Source organism: Bacteroides faecichinchillae JCM 17102, assembly GCF_000614145.1.
GTDB classification, from domain to species: Bacteria; Bacteroidota; Bacteroidia; order Bacteroidales; family Bacteroidaceae; genus Bacteroides; species Bacteroides faecichinchillae.
Map to the genome: position 1 here is coordinate 1 of NZ_BAKK01000006.1, position 17,961 is coordinate 17,961.

The following is a 17,961-nucleotide window of genomic DNA, read 5'->3' on the forward strand; positions in this document are numbered from 1 at the left end:
AGTATGAAAAAGAAAATGTTAGGAGTGGTTATGCTTTTAGGTATATTAACTGCATGTGGAGGTAATTCAATGTCTGTAGTAGGAGCATGTAGAATCGGTTCCAGGTATGGAAGGAAAAGTACAAGGTGTTAAAATAGAAAAGGGAGGAAATGCTTCTTCTATCAATATGGCTACACTAGTCTATGAAAGCTGGAAACAAAATGGTGATCAGTTGGTTTTAACAGGAAAAAGTATTGGAAACGGACAGACGATTGAATTTGCTGATACATTGGAAATTATAAAGTTGAGTGCTGACTCTTTAATTTTGAATAATGGAAAAATGACGTTCCACTATGCGAAACAGAAATAAGAATTAGATTTAGAGTCTATTTAAATTTTCTATAATGATAATTTTATAATGGTCAATTTGACCATTTCCTCTGTCGAATCGAATAGTAGTCTATGAAAAAGATAGAAGACTTGAGACTTTGCCGAAAAATTAAGAGAAAAGCTTACAGGAAGTAAAACTTTTCTCTTAATTTATAAAAAAGGGACATTTACTAAATATCCTTATTTAATATAATTATAAATTACAAAATATCTAATGTTTTAAAAGCTTTTGTCAGTTTTTCTACTGCACTATCAATTTGTTCTTTGGTATGCGTTGCCATCAATGCCACACGTACTAATGTATCTTGTGGTGCACATGCTGGTGGAATTACTGGATTGATAAATACGCCTTCATCAAAAGCTAATTTAGTTACCATGAAAGTTTTGTCCGTATCACGTACATAAAGAGGAATAATAGGAGATTCAGTAGCACCGATCTCAAAACCCGCTTCACGAAAACACTTTAATGCATAGTTAGTTGCTTCCCATAGAGCTTCAAGCCTCTCTGGTTCATTCTGGATGATATGCAAAGCTTCCAAAGCTGCGGCAGTAGCAGCTGGAGTATTGGATGCACTGAAAATGTAAGTACGTGCATTATGACGCAGCCAATTAATAATAGATTCATCAGCAGCAATGAAGCCACCAATAGAAGCCAATGACTTGCTAAAAGTACCCATAATAAGGTCTATTTCATCTGTCAAACCGAAATGATCACAAACACCACGTCCTTGCTTTCCGAATACTCCTAAACCATGGGCTTCATCTACCATGATTGTTGCGTTATATTTATGCTTTAAGCGTACTATTTCGGGTAAATTTGCCAAATCACCTTCCATAGAGAACACACCATCAACTACAATCAGTTTAACAGAATCCGGATTACACTTTTGAAGTTGCTTTTCCAAATCTGCCATGTCATTATGTTTGTACTTTAATTGCTGTGAAAAAGAGAGACGACGACCATCTACGATAGATGCATGGTCACGATCATCACAGATAATGTAATCGTTACGATCCGTCAAACAAGAGATAACTCCGGAATTGACAGTGAAGCCTGTTGAAAAACAAAGAGCTTCATCTTTACCAACGAATGCTGCGAGTTCTTTCTCTAACTGAACATGAAGGTCTAGTGTACCATTCAGGAAACGTGAACCAGCACAACCGGAACCGTATTTATGCATGGCATTAATGCCTGCCTCAATTACTCTTTCATCTCCTGTAAGGCCAGTGTAAGCATTAGAACCGAACATTAAAACTTTATGTCCGCCCATTTCTACTTCTGTTCCCTGTTTCCCTTCGATCTCACGGAAATATGGGTAAACGCCTTTTGCCATAAATTGTTGCGGCAAATTGTACTTAGCTAACTTCTCTTGTAATAATCCCATGAATTAAATTTATTATGCCAATACTCAGACCATTCTCGATGGTCTCACATCCTTTTTTCTTAACAAGTGTTTAAAACAGGGGGCAAAGATAACAAATTTTGTTTTTACCTGTTCTTTTTAAGAGAAAAAAGTTGCTCTTATGCGATTAGAAACCTCCAATAGATTAAAATTTAATATATTTGTATTACTTTTGTCGTCTACAATCGACAAAAATTAGCATGAACGAAAGAATGAAGAAAATAATATTCGTCGTTAATCCGATCTCAGGAACCCAGAGCAAAGAATTAATTCTTAGCTTATTGGATGAGAAAATAGACAAGACGAGATACACTTGGGAAGTGGTGTATACAAAAAGAGCCGGTCATGCAGTGCAAATAGCCGCTAAAGCCGCCGAAGAAAAAGCCGATATAGTAGTAGCCATCGGAGGGGATGGAACAATTAATGAAATAGCTCGTTCATTAGTCCATACAGACACTGCTTTAGGAATTATTCCATGTGGTTCTGGAAATGGGTTGGCACGACATCTGCATATACCATTAGAACCTAAAAAAGCATTAGATATACTTAATGAAGGTTGTCTGAATGTAATAGATTATGGCAAAATTAATAATACAGATTTTTTCTGTACTTGTGGAGTAGGGTTTGATGCTTTTGTAAGTCTGAAGTTTGCTCATGCTGGAAAACGCGGATTATTGACTTATTTAGAAAAGACGTTGCAAGAAAGTCTTAAATATCAGCCGGAAACATATGAATTAGAAACTGAAAATGGAGTAGCTAAATATAAAGCTTTTCTGATTGCCTGTGGAAATGCTTCACAATATGGGAATAATGCTTATATTGCTCCGCAAGCTACGTTAACAGACGGATTGTTGGATGTGACAATTCTTGAACCCTTTACTGTATTGGATGTACCTTCACTTGCTTTCCAATTATTTAATAAGACGATTGACCAGAATAGTCGTATTAAGACTTTTCGCTGTAAAAAGCTCTGTATCCGTCGTGCAGCTCCTGGAGTCGTACATTTTGATGGAGACCCGATGGAAACCGGAACAGAGGTGAATATCGAATTGATTCAGAGAGGGCTTCATGTCGTAGTTCCATATGTTGAAGAAAAAGACCCGGCGAATGTCCTTCAGAAAGCACAAGAATATGTTAATGGAATAAAGTTGATGAATGAAGTGATCGTAGACAATATAACAGATAAGAACAAGAAAATATTTAAAAAACTGACCAAGAAAGGGTGAGAATTTTATCAATTACTAACTACTAATTACAAATTATTACGTACTTTTGCAGAGTTTTGGTCGATCCAGAATGTGAATGTGAATGATAATTGTTTAAATATTAAAATATATGTTCAGAACACACACATGTGGAGAACTGAGAATCTCCGATGTTAATAAACAAATCACGCTGTCCGGATGGGTACAGCGTAGCCGTAAAATGGGAGGAATGACTTTTATTGATCTACGGGATCGTTACGGTATCACCCAATTGGTATTTAATGAAGAAATTAACGCTGAACTTTGTGAACGTGCTAACAAGTTGGGACGTGAATTCGTTATTCAGGTCACAGGTACAGTAAATGAACGTTTTAGCAAAAATGCAAATATTCCTACCGGAGATGTTGAAATCATTGTCAATACACTAAATGTACTGAATACTGCATTGACTCCTCCATTTACTATTGAAGATAATACGGACGGAGGGGATGATATCCGCATGAAATATCGTTATCTGGATTTACGTCGTAATGCTGTTCGTTCTAATTTAGAATTGCGCCATAAAATGACTATCGAGGTTCGCAAATATCTGGATAGTCTGGGATTTATTGAAGTAGAAACTCCTGTATTGATTGGATCTACTCCGGAAGGTGCACGCGACTTTGTAGTGCCTTCACGCATGAATCCCGGACAATTCTATGCACTTCCGCAATCTCCACAGACTTTAAAACAATTATTGATGGTTTCTGGCTTCGACCGCTACTTTCAAATTGCAAAATGTTTCCGTGATGAAGATTTACGTGCGGATCGTCAGCCTGAATTTACACAGATCGACTGTGAAATGAGTTTCGTGGAACAGGAAGATATTATCAATACTTTTGAAGGAATGGCAAAACATCTCTTCAAAACTTTGCGTGGTGTTGAATTGGCTGAACCATTTCAACGTATGTCTTGGTCCGATGCTATGAAATATTATGGTAGCGATAAACCTGATTTGCGTTTCGGAATGAAGTTTGTCGAACTGATGGATATTATGAAGGGATATGGTTTCTCAGTATTCGACAATGCTGCTTATATTGGTGGAATTTGTGCAGAAGGTGCTGCAACTTATACTCGTAAACAATTAGATGCTTTGACTGAATTTGTAAAGAGGCCACAGATTGGTGCCAAGGGTTTAGTCTATGCACGTATAGAAGCAGACGGTACCGTAAAATCAAGCGTAGACAAATTCTACACTCAAGCGGTTTTGCAGCAAATGAAAGAAGCATTCGGAGCTAAACCGGGTGATTTGATTCTAATTTTGTCAGGTGATGATATAATGAAGACGCGTAAACAGTTGAATGAGCTTCGTTTGGAAATGGGTTCTCAATTAGGATTACGTGACAAAAACAAGTTTACTTGTTTGTGGGTGGTTGATTTCCCAATGTTTGAATGGAGCGAAGAAGAAGGACGTTTGATGGCTATGCATCATCCATTTACTCATCCGAAAGAGGAAGATATTCCATTGTTGGATACAGATCCCGCTGCTGTACGTGCAGATGCATACGATATGGTAGTAAACGGTGTAGAAGTAGGTGGTGGCTCAATTCGTATACACGATGCAAAATTACAAGCAAAAATGTTTGAAATACTAGGCTTCACTCCTGAAAAGGCTGAAGCACAGTTTGGTTTTCTGATGAATGCTTTCAAGTATGGTGCTCCTCCTCATGGTGGTTTGGCCTATGGACTTGATCGTTGGGTATCTCTTTTCGCAGGATTAGATTCTATCCGCGACTGTATAGCCTTCCCAAAAACAATTCAGGACGCGACGTTATGTTAGATGCTCCGTCTGCTATTGACCAGTCCCAACTTGACGAATTAAATCTGATTGTTGAAATGAAAGAAAATAGTAACTAAACGATGAATAAATATCGTTATCTTTATAATACCACCCTGTCACTTTTAAGCAATCTATTATTAGTGATGGGGTGCTTTATTCTTTGTCGTATTATATTTTTAGCAGAAAATTGGAATGCTTTTTCCGATTTAACAGCACGAAGAATTTGGAGGATGTTCGAAGGTGGATTTCTTTTTGATACTTCTGCTATTTTGTATACTAATCTCCTGTATATTTTTCTAATGTTGATCCCTCTTCATTATAAGGAAAATATCATCTATCAGAAAATTACTAAAGGCATTTTTATTGTAACAAATTTAATCGTAATCATCATGAATCTGATGGATACGGTTTATTTCCAATATACACATCGGAGAACTACGGCATCCGTATTTAGCGAGTTTAAAAATGAAGGAAATCTAGGAGGTATTTTGGGAACAGAGCTATTAAATCATTGGTATTTGACATTGTTAGCTGTAGCTTTCGGTTATGCATTATTTAAACTTTACTGCAAGCCTAGAGTAATGAAAGTAAGCCATCTGCCTGTATACTATACAGTTAACCTAATAATTTTAGGAGTAGCTGTTTATTTATGTGTCGGTGGTATGCGTGGTGGCTTTACAGGTATGGTGCGTCCCATTACAATCAGCAACGCCAATAAGTATGTAGATCGTCCCATAGAAACGGGGATTGTATTAAATACACCGTTTTCTATATATCGTACTTTGGGTAAGAAGCCATTTATAGTGCCTCAATATTTTGATAAGGAAAAATTGGAAACAATCTATTCTCCAATACATCTGCCCAAGGATAGTACCCAATTTCGTCCACTCAATGTAGTAGTCTTTATATTGGAGAGTTTTGGTAAAGAAAACAGTGGTTTCTTAAATGAGGATTTAGATAATGGAACTTATAAAGGCTACATGCCTTTTCTAGATTCTATCATGTCTGAAGGTTTGACTTTTAAATATTCATTCTCTAATGGAATGAAGAGTATTGACGGTATGCCTTCTGTATTATCAGGGATACCAATGTTTGTTGAACCGTTTTTCTTGACTCCGGCTTCCTTGAATACAGTATCCAGCATAGGAGGGGAGTTAAAAAAGAAAGGTTATTATACTGCCTTTTTCCACGGTGCAGATAATGGTTCGATGGGGTTTGAAGCTTTTGCGCGGACTGTTGGGTATACTAATTATTATGGACGTACTGAGTATAATGAAGCAAATCCGGGGAACAAAGATTTTGATGGTCATTGGGGAATTTGGGACGAAAAGTTTTTTCAATTCTTTGCCAATGCCTTGTCTACTTTCCAACAACCTTTTGCTGCTGCTTTATTCAGTTTATCTTCTCATCACCCGTTTGCAGTGCCAACAGAGTACGAGGGTATTTTTCCAAAAGGAAATAAGGCAATTCGGCAATGTATAGGATATACTGACAATGCGTTGAAACTATTTTTTGAAAAAGTATCTAAAGAGCCATGGTATAAAAATACATTATTTGTATTTACAGCCGATCACACCAACTCCCAAGAACGTCCTGAATATGAAACTGAAAGTGGTCTTTTCTCTGTTCCAATCGTCTTTTACCAACCGGGAACCGATTTGAAAGGATATCGGAAAGAAGTGATTGCGCAACAGATTGATATTATGCCTACTGTATTGGGATATTTAGGTTATGATAAACCATATATTTCGTTTGGATGTGATTTATTGAATACTCAACCGGAGGATACTTATGCTGTAAACTATATCAATGGTATTTATCAATTTTTCAAAGGTGAGTATTTATTGCATTTTGATGGTCAGAAATCAATTGCCATGTATGCATTTAAAACAGATAAGTTATTAGAGCACAATTTATTGGGAGAAGTTGCCGGTCAGCAGCAAATGGAGGATGAGCTTAAAGCAATCATTCAACAATACATGACATGTATGAACAATGATAAATTGGTAATAAAATGAAAGAATCAATACGTATATTTCGCTTCATAATAATCGGTACAATGAATGCTTTGATAATGGCATTAGTTGTATGGCTAATGATGGAAAGTCTATCATTCGAGGGGGATTATCTGGTTGCGAATATAACTGCGTATGTGATAGCTCAGATTCATAATTTTATTTGGTGTAAATACTGGATATTCCCAACAGAAAAAAGGAAGAACAATATTTGGAAACAAATACTGTTCTTCTGTTCTGCTTTCGGGATAGCATACACTGCCCAATTCCTTTTTCTCATTCTTTTAGTAGAAGGGTTGGATGTCAATGAGTATCTTGCCCAATTTCTCGGTTTATTTATCTATGGAGGAGTAAATTTTGTGGTTAATAAGAAGATAACTTTCAAATAGAAAGTATCTCTAGTCCAGAAAGCGTTTTGTAAGCCCCTCGAATTCATCAATTCGTCGATCACGTAGAAAAGGCCACCAACGACGGACATTTTCTGAACGTTCCATATCAATTTCAACAACCATATTTTCAGCATGATCATTGCCCGCTTGTGCTAAAAATTCTCCTTGCGGTCCTGCTACAAAACTATTTCCCCAGAATAAAATACCATTGGTCTGACCTGAAGGATCAGGTTCATGTCCTACACGATTGACTGAGATAACAGGAAGACCATTTGCAACGGCATGGGCACGTTGGGAAATAATCCACGCATTAAGTTGGCGAGCCTTTTCATTATCAGTATCATTACTTTCCCAACCAATAGCAGTAGGATAAATCAAAAGCTCAGCACCGTTCAAAGCCATCAAACGAGCTGCTTCGGGATACCATTGATCCCAACATACCAATACTCCAAGCTTTCCTAATGAAGTTTGAATAGGTTTGAAGCCTATATCCCCTGGAGTAAAATAGAACTTTTCGTAATAGGCAGGATCATCCGGAATATGCATCTTACGATATTTTCCGGCTATACTACCATCGCGGTCAAATACTACAGCGGTATTATGATATAATCCCGGTGCCCGTTTTTCGAAAAGAGAAGTGACAAGAACAACTTTGTTAGCAGCAGCCAGTTCTGAATAGAAACCTGTTGAAGGACCAGGGATAGGCTCAGCAAGGTCAAATAAGTTTGGATTTTCAGTCTGGCAAAAATAAAGAGAGTTGTGTAGTTCCTGAAGTACAATCAATTGTGCACCATGAATAGCACAAGCTTCTATACTTTTTGCCAAATTCATTAAATTAGCTTTTATATCCGCAGTATTGGATTGTTGAATTAATCCTACTTTTATTTTTCTCATATACGATTTTATTTGATGACTCCTAAAGGATATTGCATAGTGACACAATGTAGAGATCCATGCTGTTTGATGAGAGCACGGCAATCTATTCCTATAATTTCGTGTTTGGGAAATGCCTGTTGTAACACTTCCCTCGCTTTATGATCATTTTCCGGCTGATCATAGGTAGGATAAAGAATAACTTCATTCATGATCAGAAAGTTTGCATAAGTAGCAGGCAGACGTTCGCCATCTTCTTCTATTTTATTCACCATCGGCAACGCCAGCAATCTGTAAGGTTCACCGGCTAATGTACGAAAAGTTTTTAGTTGTTCTTCCATGTCATGAAGAGATTTATAATGCTCATCTTCGCTATTGTCACATTTTACGTATGCAATAGTATTGGGAGAACAAAAACGTGCCAATGTATCAATATGACTGTCCGTATCGTCACCGGCAAGATAGCCATGATCTAACCATAAGATTCTTTGTAAATGAAAGGTTGATTTCAAATATTCTTCAATTTCTACTTGATTCAGTCGTTTATTTCTGTTGGGAGACAGTAAGCATTCTGAGGTAGTCAATAATGTTCCCATTCCATCACTTTCAATGGATCCTCCTTCTAATACAAAATCGAGGTGATTAACATAGCCTCCTTTTAATGCCCCAGCTTCTAGAGCATGCCGAGTAATTTGGTTATCTAACCCAGATGCATATTTCAATCCCCATCCGTTAAAAGCAAAGTCTAGCAAGGAAGGATTACCCTCATCAATCATAGTGATCGCCCCATGATCTCGTGCCCATGTATCATTGGTTTCACATTTAAGAAAACGGACGTTGTCCATATTGACTGTTGCCTCAATCTGATCTCTTACAGCCTTAGGTTCCGGAGTAACGATTAGTAAAATCTCACGTTTCGCGATCTCTTGAGCAATGTTTAAGAAACATTCTTGTACTTCATTCAACATGTACGCCCAATCAGTACCAGCATGAGGCCATGTTAGTTGAATACCACTTTGCTGATGCCATTCAGCAGGCAGATGAGGTGCCCTTACCTCTACTTGTTCGGTAATAATCTTGCCAAAATTTAATTGTAAATCCTTCTCCGAACCACCGGAACGGGGGAGCCCAACAATGATTCCCATTCGTATGTTGTTATTTTATTATTTATTATTCTCTTGTTTAGGTTTCCGATCAAAGAACGGATTCTTGGACGATGCACTTACTGGAATTGCCATAACCGTTTTACAGTTTTTCAACCAATTCAAACGTTGAGCAGCTAATCCTGCAGAAAACATGACACGGGTATCAACTCGCATATCAGCTGCTGTTGCACAAGCAGAACCTATTGCAATTCCTACATCGATACTATTTATGGTACAAGGAACTCCTTCTGTACGGCTGGTACAAGTTGTAAATCCGCAATATCCGCAATTTAATCCTTGTGCTTGTTCACGTGTACCTATTAATATAACACATTCAGCGTTCAGGATGTTGTCAGCATCACGGAGAAAAAATTTCATTCCATGTTCTTCTACCATAGCTATCATAGTGTCTGACAGTTGTTTAATTTCTTCGTCAGTAATTAAAGCTACTTCAATAATATCAATACCCTTTCCTTTTGGAGCCGTACGGGCAGCAGTCATCATTTGGCGTGCAACCTGTAAAATATGCTCATGACGGGCATCTCTTTCGTTTAGTATCATAACTTTATTGAATTAATTAGTGAGGCAAAGATAACGTTTTTCAAGAAAATACTACCTTTGCCGGAAAGAAAGAATTAAAAACGTCATGTTACATATTAACAATGCTTGTGTTGCTTTTGGATCAGAAATTCTTTTTTCCAGATTTAATCTACATTTGGAAAAGGGAAAGACTGCCTGCATCGTTGGACAATCCGGCTGTGGAAAAACATCGATATTGAATGCAGTTATGGGATTTGTACCATTAAAGGAGGGCACTATCAAAGTGGGGGAAACATTGTTAGGTAAATCAACGATTGACATCATCCGTCGGCAAATTGCATGGATTCCTCAAGAATTGGCACTTCCATTTGAATGGGTGAAAGAAATGGTAGCTTTACCTTTTGATTTAAAAGTAAATCGTTCTATTCCTTTTTCGGAAAAACGATTGTTTGCTTGCTTTAATGAGTTAGGATTGGAATATGAATTGTATTTTAAGAGGGTAAATGAAGTTTCGGGAGGACAACGGCAGCGAATAATGCTGGCTGTTGCTGCAATGCTTAACAAGCCACTGATTATTATTGATGAACCTACTTCAGCGTTAGATGCTGACTCAACAGACAGAGTTTTAACCTTTTTTCGTCAGCAAGCGGAAAAAGGAGCCGCTGTACTAGCTGTATCACATGATAAAGATTTCGCATCAGGTTGTCATTATGTAATAGAATTATAAAAAGAATTATTCGTGGGAACTATCGATATCACATACTTTAATTTATTTATAGGTTTGCTTCTGCTTGCCATTCCTTTTTTTTATCTCTGGAAGTTCAAGACTGGACTACTAAAACCTGCAATGATTGGAACATTACGAATGATTATTCAATTGTTCTTCATTGGTATGTATCTGAAATATCTTTTTTTATGGAACAATCCTTGGATTAATTCTCTTTGGGTGATTGTTATGATCTTTGTAGCAGGGCAAACTGCGTTGGTACGTACTCAATTAAAAAGAAAAATCTTACTTATTCCTCTTTCTGTAGGTTTTCTCTGTAGTGTTATACTCGTAGGAATGTATTTTATAGGTATTGTACTCCAACTAAACAATGTTTTCAGCGCTCAATATTTTATTCCGATATCTGGAATCTTGATGGGAAATATGTTATCTAGTAATGTAATTGCACTTAATACCTATTATAGTGGACTGAAGCGCGAACAACAACTATACCGTTATTTATTAGGAAATGGAGCAACACGACAAGAGGCCCAGGCACCGTTCATCCGCCAGGCTATTATTAAATCATTCAGTCCTTTAATAGCAAATATTGCAGTAATGGGATTGGTAGCTCTTCCTGGAACCATGATAGGGCAGATATTGGGGGGAAGTAGTCCTAATGTGGCTATTAAATATCAGATGATGATTATGGTGATTACTTTTACTGCATCCATGCTTTCATTAATGATTACCATATCATTAGCATCACGTAGATCATTTGATGCATACGGAAAACTATTAGATGTAACAAAAGAACCAAGGAAATGACAAATGTTGATCAGATTTTCCAAAAAATAGCAGAAATATCTATTCCAAGATTCTTCATTACAGTAGAATTTTCGACAGTGGGTAAAGATATGCCGAAACATTTGGATGCATTTTTATGGGAGAAATATGAATTAATCCTTCATGGAGCAAATGGACGGAAATTTATATATAGAGAAGGAGATTGGCGGATGATTCTTACTTTTTTCCCTACAGATCGCGTTGTAGATGAACATTATGCCTTAAAAAATAAGGTGCAGATAAAAAAATAAGAAGAAATTCCTAGAACTCTTGAGCTCAGTCTGATACAAGCTCGTTAAACTTTTCATTAACTCTTATGTCGCAATCGCAGTAAATGCAATTACCTCCCATATTCTTCAGCTTATTTCCGAGTCCGGTTTTCCGTATCCATATTTTCACTGTATTATAAGTGATGAACAGAAGTATTAATAGATTAGTTCTTCTCTTCCTATAACAAACTTTATTTTCTTTAATAGTAAAGTAGTTTTTTATCCATTGCAATCTATAAACGGAACTTTCATTTGTATAAACGCAAGTTCCGTTTATGTAAACGCAAGTTCCGTTTATACAACTGCAACTTTTGTTTATAGTTTATTCCTAATAAAAAATAATTTCTCTATCAGAAGAAAAGAAGTTAGGTATTAAAGGAGAGAAAGTTTGTTAATAATAGAATGGATGTTTACTATTAAGGAGTTTAAAAGTTATCTGTCGTCCATATAATAAAAGAGGATGATAGCAGGAACCGGCAAAGGTGATAGGTGATAGATGAGGTGATAGATAAAATAACAACCTATCACCACTCCAAAACACGATATACAGCGAGTTTCCGAAGGTTGGTGATAGGTTGATAGAGAAATTGATGTTTTATCTTAGGAGGAAGAAATCAAATAATATTCGCATGAATTCTTCTGATAATTACTTTGCTGTAACGATTTTGACATACATCAATGTCATTTTTAGTTTCTTTCTTTATCTTTGCAGAAAATAAATTGTAATATAATAAAGCTATGAAAATTAATCATATTGCTCTATGGACCAATCAATTAGAAGAACTTCGTGAATTCTATACTAAATATTTCGATGGTCGTACAAACGAAAAATATATAAATCCCCAAAAAGGTTTTGAATCCTATTTTATGCGTTTCGAAGAAGGAGCTGCGTTAGAAATAATGCGGAAAATAAATATTACCGAACCGGATAGCGTATTACATATTGGATTGGCACATTTTTCTTTTTCTGTAGGTAGTAAAGAAGCTGTTATAGAATTTATAGAACGCTTCCGTAAAGATGGATATACTATTGCAAGCGAACCTCGTACTACTGGAGATGGCTTTTTTGAGGGAAGTATTCTTGATCCGGACAATAACTTAGTGGAAATTACCATTTAGTATATTACTGCATTATCTTTTTTTCTCTATCTCCCCATAGACAACGAAGTTGAACAATTTGCTCTCCAGGTTTTATATAACCACCTTCAAACATTATTGGGGGAACCATGAATTTGGCAAGATAATGACGTATGTACTTATTTACACCTGGTGTTTGCTCTTTAACAAACTCCAGGAGATCGACTTTACCGTTTTCGTGAATAAACACTTTTGCTTTGATTGTGCGAAAAGCATATTCTTTGGCATATTTATATTTTGCTTTATCAATCCAAAATATAGCTGTCACTTTTATAGTATCGTCTATAGCAGTTTTTGCGTCGTTAGCATTTTTAATAATAGCCTCGTTAAGACTTTCTTTTTGCTTTAACTGACAGGAAACAATCAAAAAGATCATGAGAAAGAAAGCTAGAATTGTTTTCATTGCGTTCAATTATTAAAGATATGCGACGAATTTACTAAAAAAACGATAACAAAAAGCATTCTTTCTTCTTTTTTCTCTATATTTGCATCCAAATTTTCTACAAATAATGAAAATTAAAGAAATAGTATGCGCCCTTGAACAATTCGCGCCTCTGCCATTGCAAGATGGATTCGATAATGCCGGCTTGCAAATAGGATTGACAGATGCGGAAGCTGCAGGGGCTTTGTTGTGTCTTGACGTTACTGAAGCTGTGTTAGATGAAGCTATTGCGCTAGGATACAATCTGGTGATTTCGCATCATCCGCTTATTTTTAAAGGATATAAATCCATTACTGGAAAGGATTATGTTGAACGTTGTATTTTGAAAGCGATAAAAAACGATATCGTTATCTATTCGGCACACACTAATCTTGATAATGCCCAAGGCGGGGTAAACTTTAAAATAGCTGAGAAAATTGGTTTGAAGAATATACGTATTCTTGAGCCTAGAGAAAACTGTCTAATGAAGTTAGTAACCTTTGTGCCTTTTGCACAAGCAGAAGCTGTCAGACAAGCATTGTTTTCCGTAGGTTGTGGAAACGTAGGTAACTATGATTCATGTAGTTACAATCTGAATGGAGAAGGAACATTTCGTGCAAAAGAAGGAACGCATCCTTTCTGTGGCACTATTGGAGAGTTGCATAGGGAAGGGGAAGTACGAATAGAAACAATCTTGCCTTCATTTAAGAAGGCAGAAGCAATAAAGGTATTATTGATGGCTCATCCATATGAGGAACCTGTTTTTGATTTGTATCCACTACAGAATGATTGGAAGCAAGCTGGAGCCGGAATTGTAGGTGAGTTGGAAGAGTCTGAAACAGAACTTGATTTTTTAAGACGTATCAAGAAAACTTTTGAAGTAAGCTGCCTTCGTCATAATAAGCTGACAGGTAGAGAAGTACAGAAAGTTGCACTATGTGGAGGAGCGGGAGCATTTTTATTGTCTCAAGCTATTCATTCAGGTGCAGATGTATTTATCACAGGCGAAATTAAATATCATGATTATTTTGGTCAGGAAGGAAACATTCTTATGGCAGAAATAGGTCATTATGAGAGTGAACAATATACAAAAGAAATTTTTTATTCCATAATCCGGGATTTATTTCCTAATTTTGCATTCCAATTGAGTAAAGTAAATACGAATCCCATAAAATATTTATAGTAAAATGGCTAGAGAAGCAAAAAAAAGAACCAAGTGAATTGACAGTAGAGCAGAAACTTAAAACTCTGTTCCAACTTCAAACAATGTTATCTAAGATTGATGAAATCAAAACTTTGAGAGGTGAGCTTCCGTTGGAAGTGCAAGACTTGGAAGATGAAATTGAAGGTTTGAGTACTCGTATTGAGAAAATCAAAGCAGAGGTAGATGAACTGAAAAGTGCAATTGCAGGCAAGAGAGTGGAGATTGAAACAGCAAAAGCTTCAGTAGAAAAATATAAATCACAGCAAGACAATGTTCGTAACAATCGTGAATATGACTTTCTAACAAAAGAAATTGAATTCCAAACTTTGGAAATAGAACTCTGTGAGAAGAGGATCAAAGAATTCACTGCTGAAAGAGAAGAAAAGGAAGCAGAAGTTGACGAAAAACGAACATATTCTTGAAGAAAGACAAAAGGATCTTGAAGGGAAAAAAGGTGAACTTGATGAAATCATTTCTGAAACAAAACAAGAAGAAGAAAAACTGAGAGACAAAGCTAAGGAATTGGAAACTAAGATCGAACCACGTCTATTACAGTCATTCAAGCGTATCCGTAAGAACTCTCGCAATGGATTAGGTATTGTATACGTACAGCGTGATGCTTGTGGAGGTTGTTTTAATAAGATTCCGCCTCAGAGACAGTTGGATATCCGTTCTCGTAAGAAAGTAATTGTTTGTGAATATTGTGGACGTATTATGATTGACCCAGAATTGGCTGGAGTACAAGCTGGGCATAAGGCAACAGAAGAAGCTCCGGTTACTACAACCAAAAGAGCTATCAGAAGAAAATCAGCTGAGTAAAAAGCACCGTATTTGATGAAATTTTTCGAAGCCTCGCAATCTGCGAGGCTTTTTTTGTATCCTTTTCTTAACATTTCCAATATAAACAAAGCAAACCGGCAATTGTTATCATTTCATTTCATAAAAACCTGAACTGAATATGAATGAACGAGTGTGGAGTATATCACTCCTTTTGTTTCTCTCAACTGTAGTAGCTTTTGCACAAACTACAAACCGCAATTTGAAGGCCCCTCTTCCCAACGAATGGGAGGAAAGTGGAGAGGTTTTTCAACAAATACTCCCTGTAAATGATCATTGGTGGAAATCTTTTCAAGACACAAAACTTGATTCCCTTATTGCAGTGGCAATAGACCGTAATTATTCCGTAGCTATGGCAATTGACCGTATTGCTGCTGCACGTGCTAATCTTTGGATGGAACGTGGAAATTTCTTTCCTTCTATTGCTCTAAATACCGGATGGACAAGACAGGAAACGAGTGGAAATACCTCTACTTTGCCTCAATCGGCAGATCATTATTATGATGCTTCTCTCAGCATGAGCTGGGAAATCGATGTTTTTGGCAGTATCCGTAAACGAGTAAAAGCGCAAAAAGAAAATTTTGCTGCTAGCAAGGAAGAGTATACAGGAGTTATGATTTCTTTAGCAGCCGAAGTCGCTTCCTCTTATATCAATTTACGCGAATTACAACAGGAACTTGAAGTAGTTAAAAAGAACAGTGCTTCCCAAGAAGAAGTTCTAAAAATAACTGAAGTACGATTTAATACCGGACTTGTAGCAAAATTGGACGTAGCACAAGCAAAATCTGTTTTGTATAGCACCAAAGCTTCAATTCCACAATTGGAAGCAGGAATTAATCAGTATATTACATCATTAGCAGTATTGCTGGGTATGTATCCTCAGGATGTCCGTCCAATTCTGGAACCTGTAGGCAAATTACCCGACTATATGGAACCGATAGGAATAGGCATGCCTGTAGATTTATTAATGCGAAGACCTGACGTAAGAAGTGCAGAGAGAACTGTAAATGCACAAGCTGCATTATTGGGAGCCTCCAAATCTGATTGGTTACCAAAGTTTTTTTTAAAAGGCTCATTTGGCTATGCTGCACGTGATTTAAATGATTTAATGAAAAGTAAAAGCATGACTTACGAAATTGCTCCGGCGTTGAGTTGGACAATCTTTAGCGGAGGGCAATTAGTAAATGCTACAAGATTAGCGAAAGCACAATTGGATGAATCAATTAACCAGTTCAACCAAACAGTATTGACAGCAGTACAGGAAGTGGATAATGCCATGAATTCTTATAAAAACTCTATCAAACAGATTGTTGCATTACGAGAAGTTCGAAATCAAGGTATTGAAACATTAAAATTATCATTAGATCTTTATAAACAGGGACTTTCGCCTTTTCAGAATGTACTTGATGCACAACGTTCTTTATTATCATACGAGAATCAGTTGGTTCAAGCTCAAGGAAGTTCATTGCTACAATTGATAGCACTTTATAAAGCCTTGGGAGGTGGTTGGGGAGAATAAAAGAATCTTTATAAATAAAATATAACCTAGCAAATATGAAAAAACTAATGTATATCTTTCTTATATTGCCGATATTGATCGGTTGTAAGGAGAAAAAGAGTGTAAGATCAATAGAAGAGATGCCGACTCCAGCTGTCAGTGTAGCGAAACCAATCGTGAAGGACATTACTCTGACAAAAAATTACCCTGGTTATTTAGCAACGGAAAAAACAGTAAACCTTGTAGCCAGAGTAAATGGTACGTTACAATCTATTTCTTATTCTCCAGGAGGAAGGGTGAAACAAGGACAGTTATTATTTGTCATAGAACCAACATTATATAAAGATAAAGTGGCTCAGGCAGAAGCTGAACTTAATACAGCTCAGGCTCAATTGGAATATGCCCGTAATAATTATAGTCGTATGAAAGAGGCTATTAAAAGTGACGCAGTGAGTCAAATACAAGTTCTTCAAGCAGAATCATCTGTAGCAGAGGGAGTTGCAGCAGTAAATAATGCAGAAGCAGCATTGAGCACTGCTCGTACAAATTTAGGATATTGCTATGTTCATGCTCCGTTTAACGGAACAATTAGTAAAGCGAGCGTAGACGTAGGAAGCTACGTAGGAGGTGCATTGCAACCTGTCACATTAGCTACTATCTATAAAGATAATCAGATGTACGCCTATTTTAATGTTGCCGACAATCAATGGTTGGATATGTCAATGAATAGTCAGTCAACAGAGCGAAATCTTCCACAGAAAATAATGGTTCAATTGGGGAAAGAAGGTACAGAATCTTATCCGGCTACTCTGGATTATTTATCTCCAAATGTAGATTTGAATACAGGAACATTAATGGTTCGTGCCAATTTTGACAATCCTCAGGGAGTGCTGAAAAGTGGATTATATGTCAGTATAACTCTACCTTATAAAGAAGCTAAAAACGCGATTTTAGTAAATGAAGCCTCGATTGGTACCGATCAGTTAGGCAAGTTCTTATATGCTGTTAATGATTCGAATATTGTACATTATCGACATATTGAGGTTGGACAATTAATTAATGATACACTACGACAAGTTTTGGAAGGTTTCTCACCTCAGGAACGTTATGTTACTGAAGCTCTGATGAAGGTTAGGGATGGCATGAAGATAAAGGCAATTTCCAATTCGCTCCCAGAAAAAGAGAAATAAGGATAGCCTTGTTGATCATAATTATTTCTTCAGAGGTTATTAATGAATTATATATTAACAGAAGTGACTTAAACTCCCCCTTTTCATGAAAGGGC

At 36.7% G+C, this 17,961-nt stretch carries 15 protein-coding genes and 3 pseudogenes; 13 read left to right on the forward strand and 5 right to left on the reverse strand.

Features of this window, described 5'->3' with window-relative positions; genetic code table 11:
• Positions 1-3 precede the first annotated feature (3 nt).
• A pseudogene (locus tag JCM17102_RS26180) lies at positions 4-349 on the forward strand (lipocalin-like domain-containing protein).
• A gap of 220 nt (positions 350-569) precedes the next feature.
• Here JCM17102_RS26180 and spt read toward each other — a convergent pair.
• Entirely contained in the window at positions 570-1,754 is a 1,185-nt protein-coding gene (spt, locus tag JCM17102_RS04370) for a serine palmitoyltransferase (RefSeq protein ID WP_025074142.1), read from the reverse strand.
• Positions 1,755-1,972: 218 nt separating this feature from the next.
• Here spt and JCM17102_RS04375 point away from each other — a divergent pair, with 218 nt between their 5' ends.
• The 4 genes and pseudogenes from JCM17102_RS04375 to JCM17102_RS04390 all read left to right on the forward strand — a co-directional run bounded on the left by JCM17102_RS04375 (position 1,973) and on the right by JCM17102_RS04390 (position 7,200).
• On the forward strand, positions 1,973-2,998 hold the full coding sequence (locus tag JCM17102_RS04375; protein WP_025074143.1) for a diacylglycerol/lipid kinase family protein: 1,026 nt from the start codon (positions 1,973-1,975) through the stop codon (positions 2,996-2,998).
• A 109-nt stretch (positions 2,999-3,107) separates the two neighbouring features.
• A pseudogene (gene aspS / locus JCM17102_RS26185) lies at positions 3,108-4,873 on the forward strand (aspartate--tRNA ligase).
• 3 nt (positions 4,874-4,876) lie between these two features.
• Positions 4,877-6,814 carry an LTA synthase family protein gene (locus JCM17102_RS04385; protein ID WP_025074144.1) on the forward strand — a complete coding sequence of 646 codons (1,938 nt, stop codon included), beginning with the start codon at positions 4,877-4,879 and terminating at the stop codon, positions 6,812-6,814.
• The gene (locus tag JCM17102_RS04390; protein WP_025074145.1) at positions 6,811-7,200 is read left to right on the forward strand and encodes a GtrA family protein; all 390 of its coding nucleotides are present in this window, start codon (positions 6,811-6,813) and stop codon (positions 7,198-7,200) included. Before JCM17102_RS04385 ends, JCM17102_RS04390 begins: the two co-directional genes overlap by 4 nt.
• A gap of 9 nt (positions 7,201-7,209) precedes the next feature.
• On the opposite strand, the gene JCM17102_RS04395 is transcribed toward JCM17102_RS04390, so the two are convergent.
• Genes JCM17102_RS04395 through JCM17102_RS04405 form a run of 3 tightly spaced genes read right to left on the reverse strand, consistent with a single transcriptional unit; the run spans position 7,210 to position 9,779 of the window.
• Positions 7,210-8,094, reverse strand: coding sequence for a carbon-nitrogen hydrolase (locus tag JCM17102_RS04395; protein WP_025074146.1), 885 nt, complete (start codon positions 8,092-8,094; stop codon positions 7,210-7,212).
• 8 nt (positions 8,095-8,102) lie between these two features.
• Entirely contained in the window at positions 8,103-9,218 is a 1,116-nt protein-coding gene (locus JCM17102_RS04400) for an agmatine deiminase family protein (RefSeq protein ID WP_025074147.1), read from the reverse strand.
• An 18-nt stretch (positions 9,219-9,236) separates the two neighbouring features.
• Positions 9,237-9,779, reverse strand: coding sequence for a ferredoxin domain-containing protein (locus JCM17102_RS04405; protein WP_025074148.1), 543 nt, complete (start codon positions 9,777-9,779; stop codon positions 9,237-9,239).
• Between the two features lie 85 nt (positions 9,780-9,864).
• On the opposite strand from JCM17102_RS04405, the gene JCM17102_RS04410 reads away from it, so the two are divergent.
• From JCM17102_RS04410 to JCM17102_RS04430, 4 genes are all read left to right on the forward strand, one after another.
• On the forward strand, positions 9,865-10,485 hold the full coding sequence (locus JCM17102_RS04410; RefSeq protein WP_025074149.1) for an ABC transporter ATP-binding protein: 621 nt from the start codon (positions 9,865-9,867) through the stop codon (positions 10,483-10,485).
• Between the two features lie 12 nt (positions 10,486-10,497).
• Positions 10,498-11,292 (forward strand): ABC transporter permease, encoded by a 795-nt coding sequence (locus JCM17102_RS04415; protein ID WP_025074150.1) that lies wholly within the window; start codon positions 10,498-10,500, stop codon positions 11,290-11,292.
• Positions 11,289-11,561, forward strand: coding sequence for a hypothetical protein (locus JCM17102_RS04420; RefSeq protein ID WP_025074151.1), 273 nt, complete (start codon positions 11,289-11,291; stop codon positions 11,559-11,561). Before JCM17102_RS04415 ends, JCM17102_RS04420 begins: the two co-directional genes overlap by 4 nt.
• A 756-nt stretch (positions 11,562-12,317) precedes the next feature.
• A complete protein-coding gene (locus JCM17102_RS04430; RefSeq protein WP_025074153.1) occupies positions 12,318-12,698 on the forward strand; it encodes a VOC family protein in 381 nt (126 codons plus the stop codon).
• A 4-nt stretch (positions 12,699-12,702) separates the two neighbouring features.
• Here JCM17102_RS04430 and JCM17102_RS04435 read toward each other — a convergent pair whose 3' ends face one another.
• Positions 12,703-13,119: a DUF4891 domain-containing protein gene (locus JCM17102_RS04435; RefSeq protein ID WP_025074154.1), complete on the reverse strand. Its 417-nt coding sequence runs from the start codon at positions 13,117-13,119 to the stop codon at positions 12,703-12,705.
• A 106-nt stretch (positions 13,120-13,225) separates the two neighbouring features.
• Between JCM17102_RS04435 and JCM17102_RS04440 the strand changes: the two genes are divergently transcribed.
• The 4 genes and pseudogenes from JCM17102_RS04440 (at position 13,226) to JCM17102_RS04455 (ending at position 17,866) form a co-directional block, all read left to right on the forward strand.
• Positions 13,226-14,320 carry a Nif3-like dinuclear metal center hexameric protein gene (locus JCM17102_RS04440; RefSeq protein ID WP_025074155.1) on the forward strand — a complete coding sequence of 365 codons (1,095 nt, stop codon included), beginning with the start codon at positions 13,226-13,228 and terminating at the stop codon, positions 14,318-14,320.
• 4 nt (positions 14,321-14,324) lie between these two features.
• Positions 14,325-15,160, forward strand: a pseudogene (locus JCM17102_RS26190) (zinc ribbon domain-containing protein).
• Between the two features lie 139 nt (positions 15,161-15,299).
• Positions 15,300-16,697 carry an efflux transporter outer membrane subunit gene (locus JCM17102_RS04450; protein ID WP_025074156.1) on the forward strand — a complete coding sequence of 466 codons (1,398 nt, stop codon included), beginning with the start codon at positions 15,300-15,302 and terminating at the stop codon, positions 16,695-16,697.
• 35 nt (positions 16,698-16,732) lie between these two features.
• On the forward strand, positions 16,733-17,866 hold the full coding sequence (locus JCM17102_RS04455; RefSeq protein WP_025074157.1) for an efflux RND transporter periplasmic adaptor subunit: 1,134 nt from the start codon (positions 16,733-16,735) through the stop codon (positions 17,864-17,866).
• Positions 17,867-17,961: the final 95 nt, after the last annotated feature.

Bases quoted from the DNA above. Each gene is read 5' to 3' on its own strand.
- spt (WP_025074142.1), bottom strand. From the start codon at position 1,754: ATGGGATTATTACAAGAGAAGTTAGCTAAGTACAATTTGCCGCAACAA.
- JCM17102_RS04375 (WP_025074143.1), top strand. From the start codon at position 1,973: ATGAACGAAAGAATGAAGAAAATAATATTCGTCGTTAATCCGATCTCA.
- JCM17102_RS04385 (WP_025074144.1), top strand. From the start codon at position 4,877: ATGAATAAATATCGTTATCTTTATAATACCACCCTGTCACTTTTAAGC.
- JCM17102_RS04390 (WP_025074145.1), top strand. From the start codon at position 6,811: ATGAAAGAATCAATACGTATATTTCGCTTCATAATAATCGGTACAATG.
- JCM17102_RS04395 (WP_025074146.1), bottom strand. From the start codon at position 8,094: ATGAGAAAAATAAAAGTAGGATTAATTCAACAATCCAATACTGCGGAT.
- JCM17102_RS04400 (WP_025074147.1), bottom strand. From the start codon at position 9,218: ATGGGAATCATTGTTGGGCTCCCCCGTTCCGGTGGTTCGGAGAAGGAT.
- JCM17102_RS04405 (WP_025074148.1), bottom strand. From the start codon at position 9,779: ATGATACTAAACGAAAGAGATGCCCGTCATGAGCATATTTTACAGGTT.
- JCM17102_RS04410 (WP_025074149.1), top strand. From the start codon at position 9,865: ATGTTACATATTAACAATGCTTGTGTTGCTTTTGGATCAGAAATTCTT.
- JCM17102_RS04420 (WP_025074151.1), top strand. From the start codon at position 11,289: ATGACAAATGTTGATCAGATTTTCCAAAAAATAGCAGAAATATCTATT.
- JCM17102_RS04430 (WP_025074153.1), top strand. From the start codon at position 12,318: ATGAAAATTAATCATATTGCTCTATGGACCAATCAATTAGAAGAACTT.
- JCM17102_RS04435 (WP_025074154.1), bottom strand. From the start codon at position 13,119: ATGAAAACAATTCTAGCTTTCTTTCTCATGATCTTTTTGATTGTTTCC.
- JCM17102_RS04440 (WP_025074155.1), top strand. From the start codon at position 13,226: ATGAAAATTAAAGAAATAGTATGCGCCCTTGAACAATTCGCGCCTCTG.
- JCM17102_RS04450 (WP_025074156.1), top strand. From the start codon at position 15,300: ATGAATGAACGAGTGTGGAGTATATCACTCCTTTTGTTTCTCTCAACT.
- JCM17102_RS04455 (WP_025074157.1), top strand. From the start codon at position 16,733: ATGAAAAAACTAATGTATATCTTTCTTATATTGCCGATATTGATCGGT.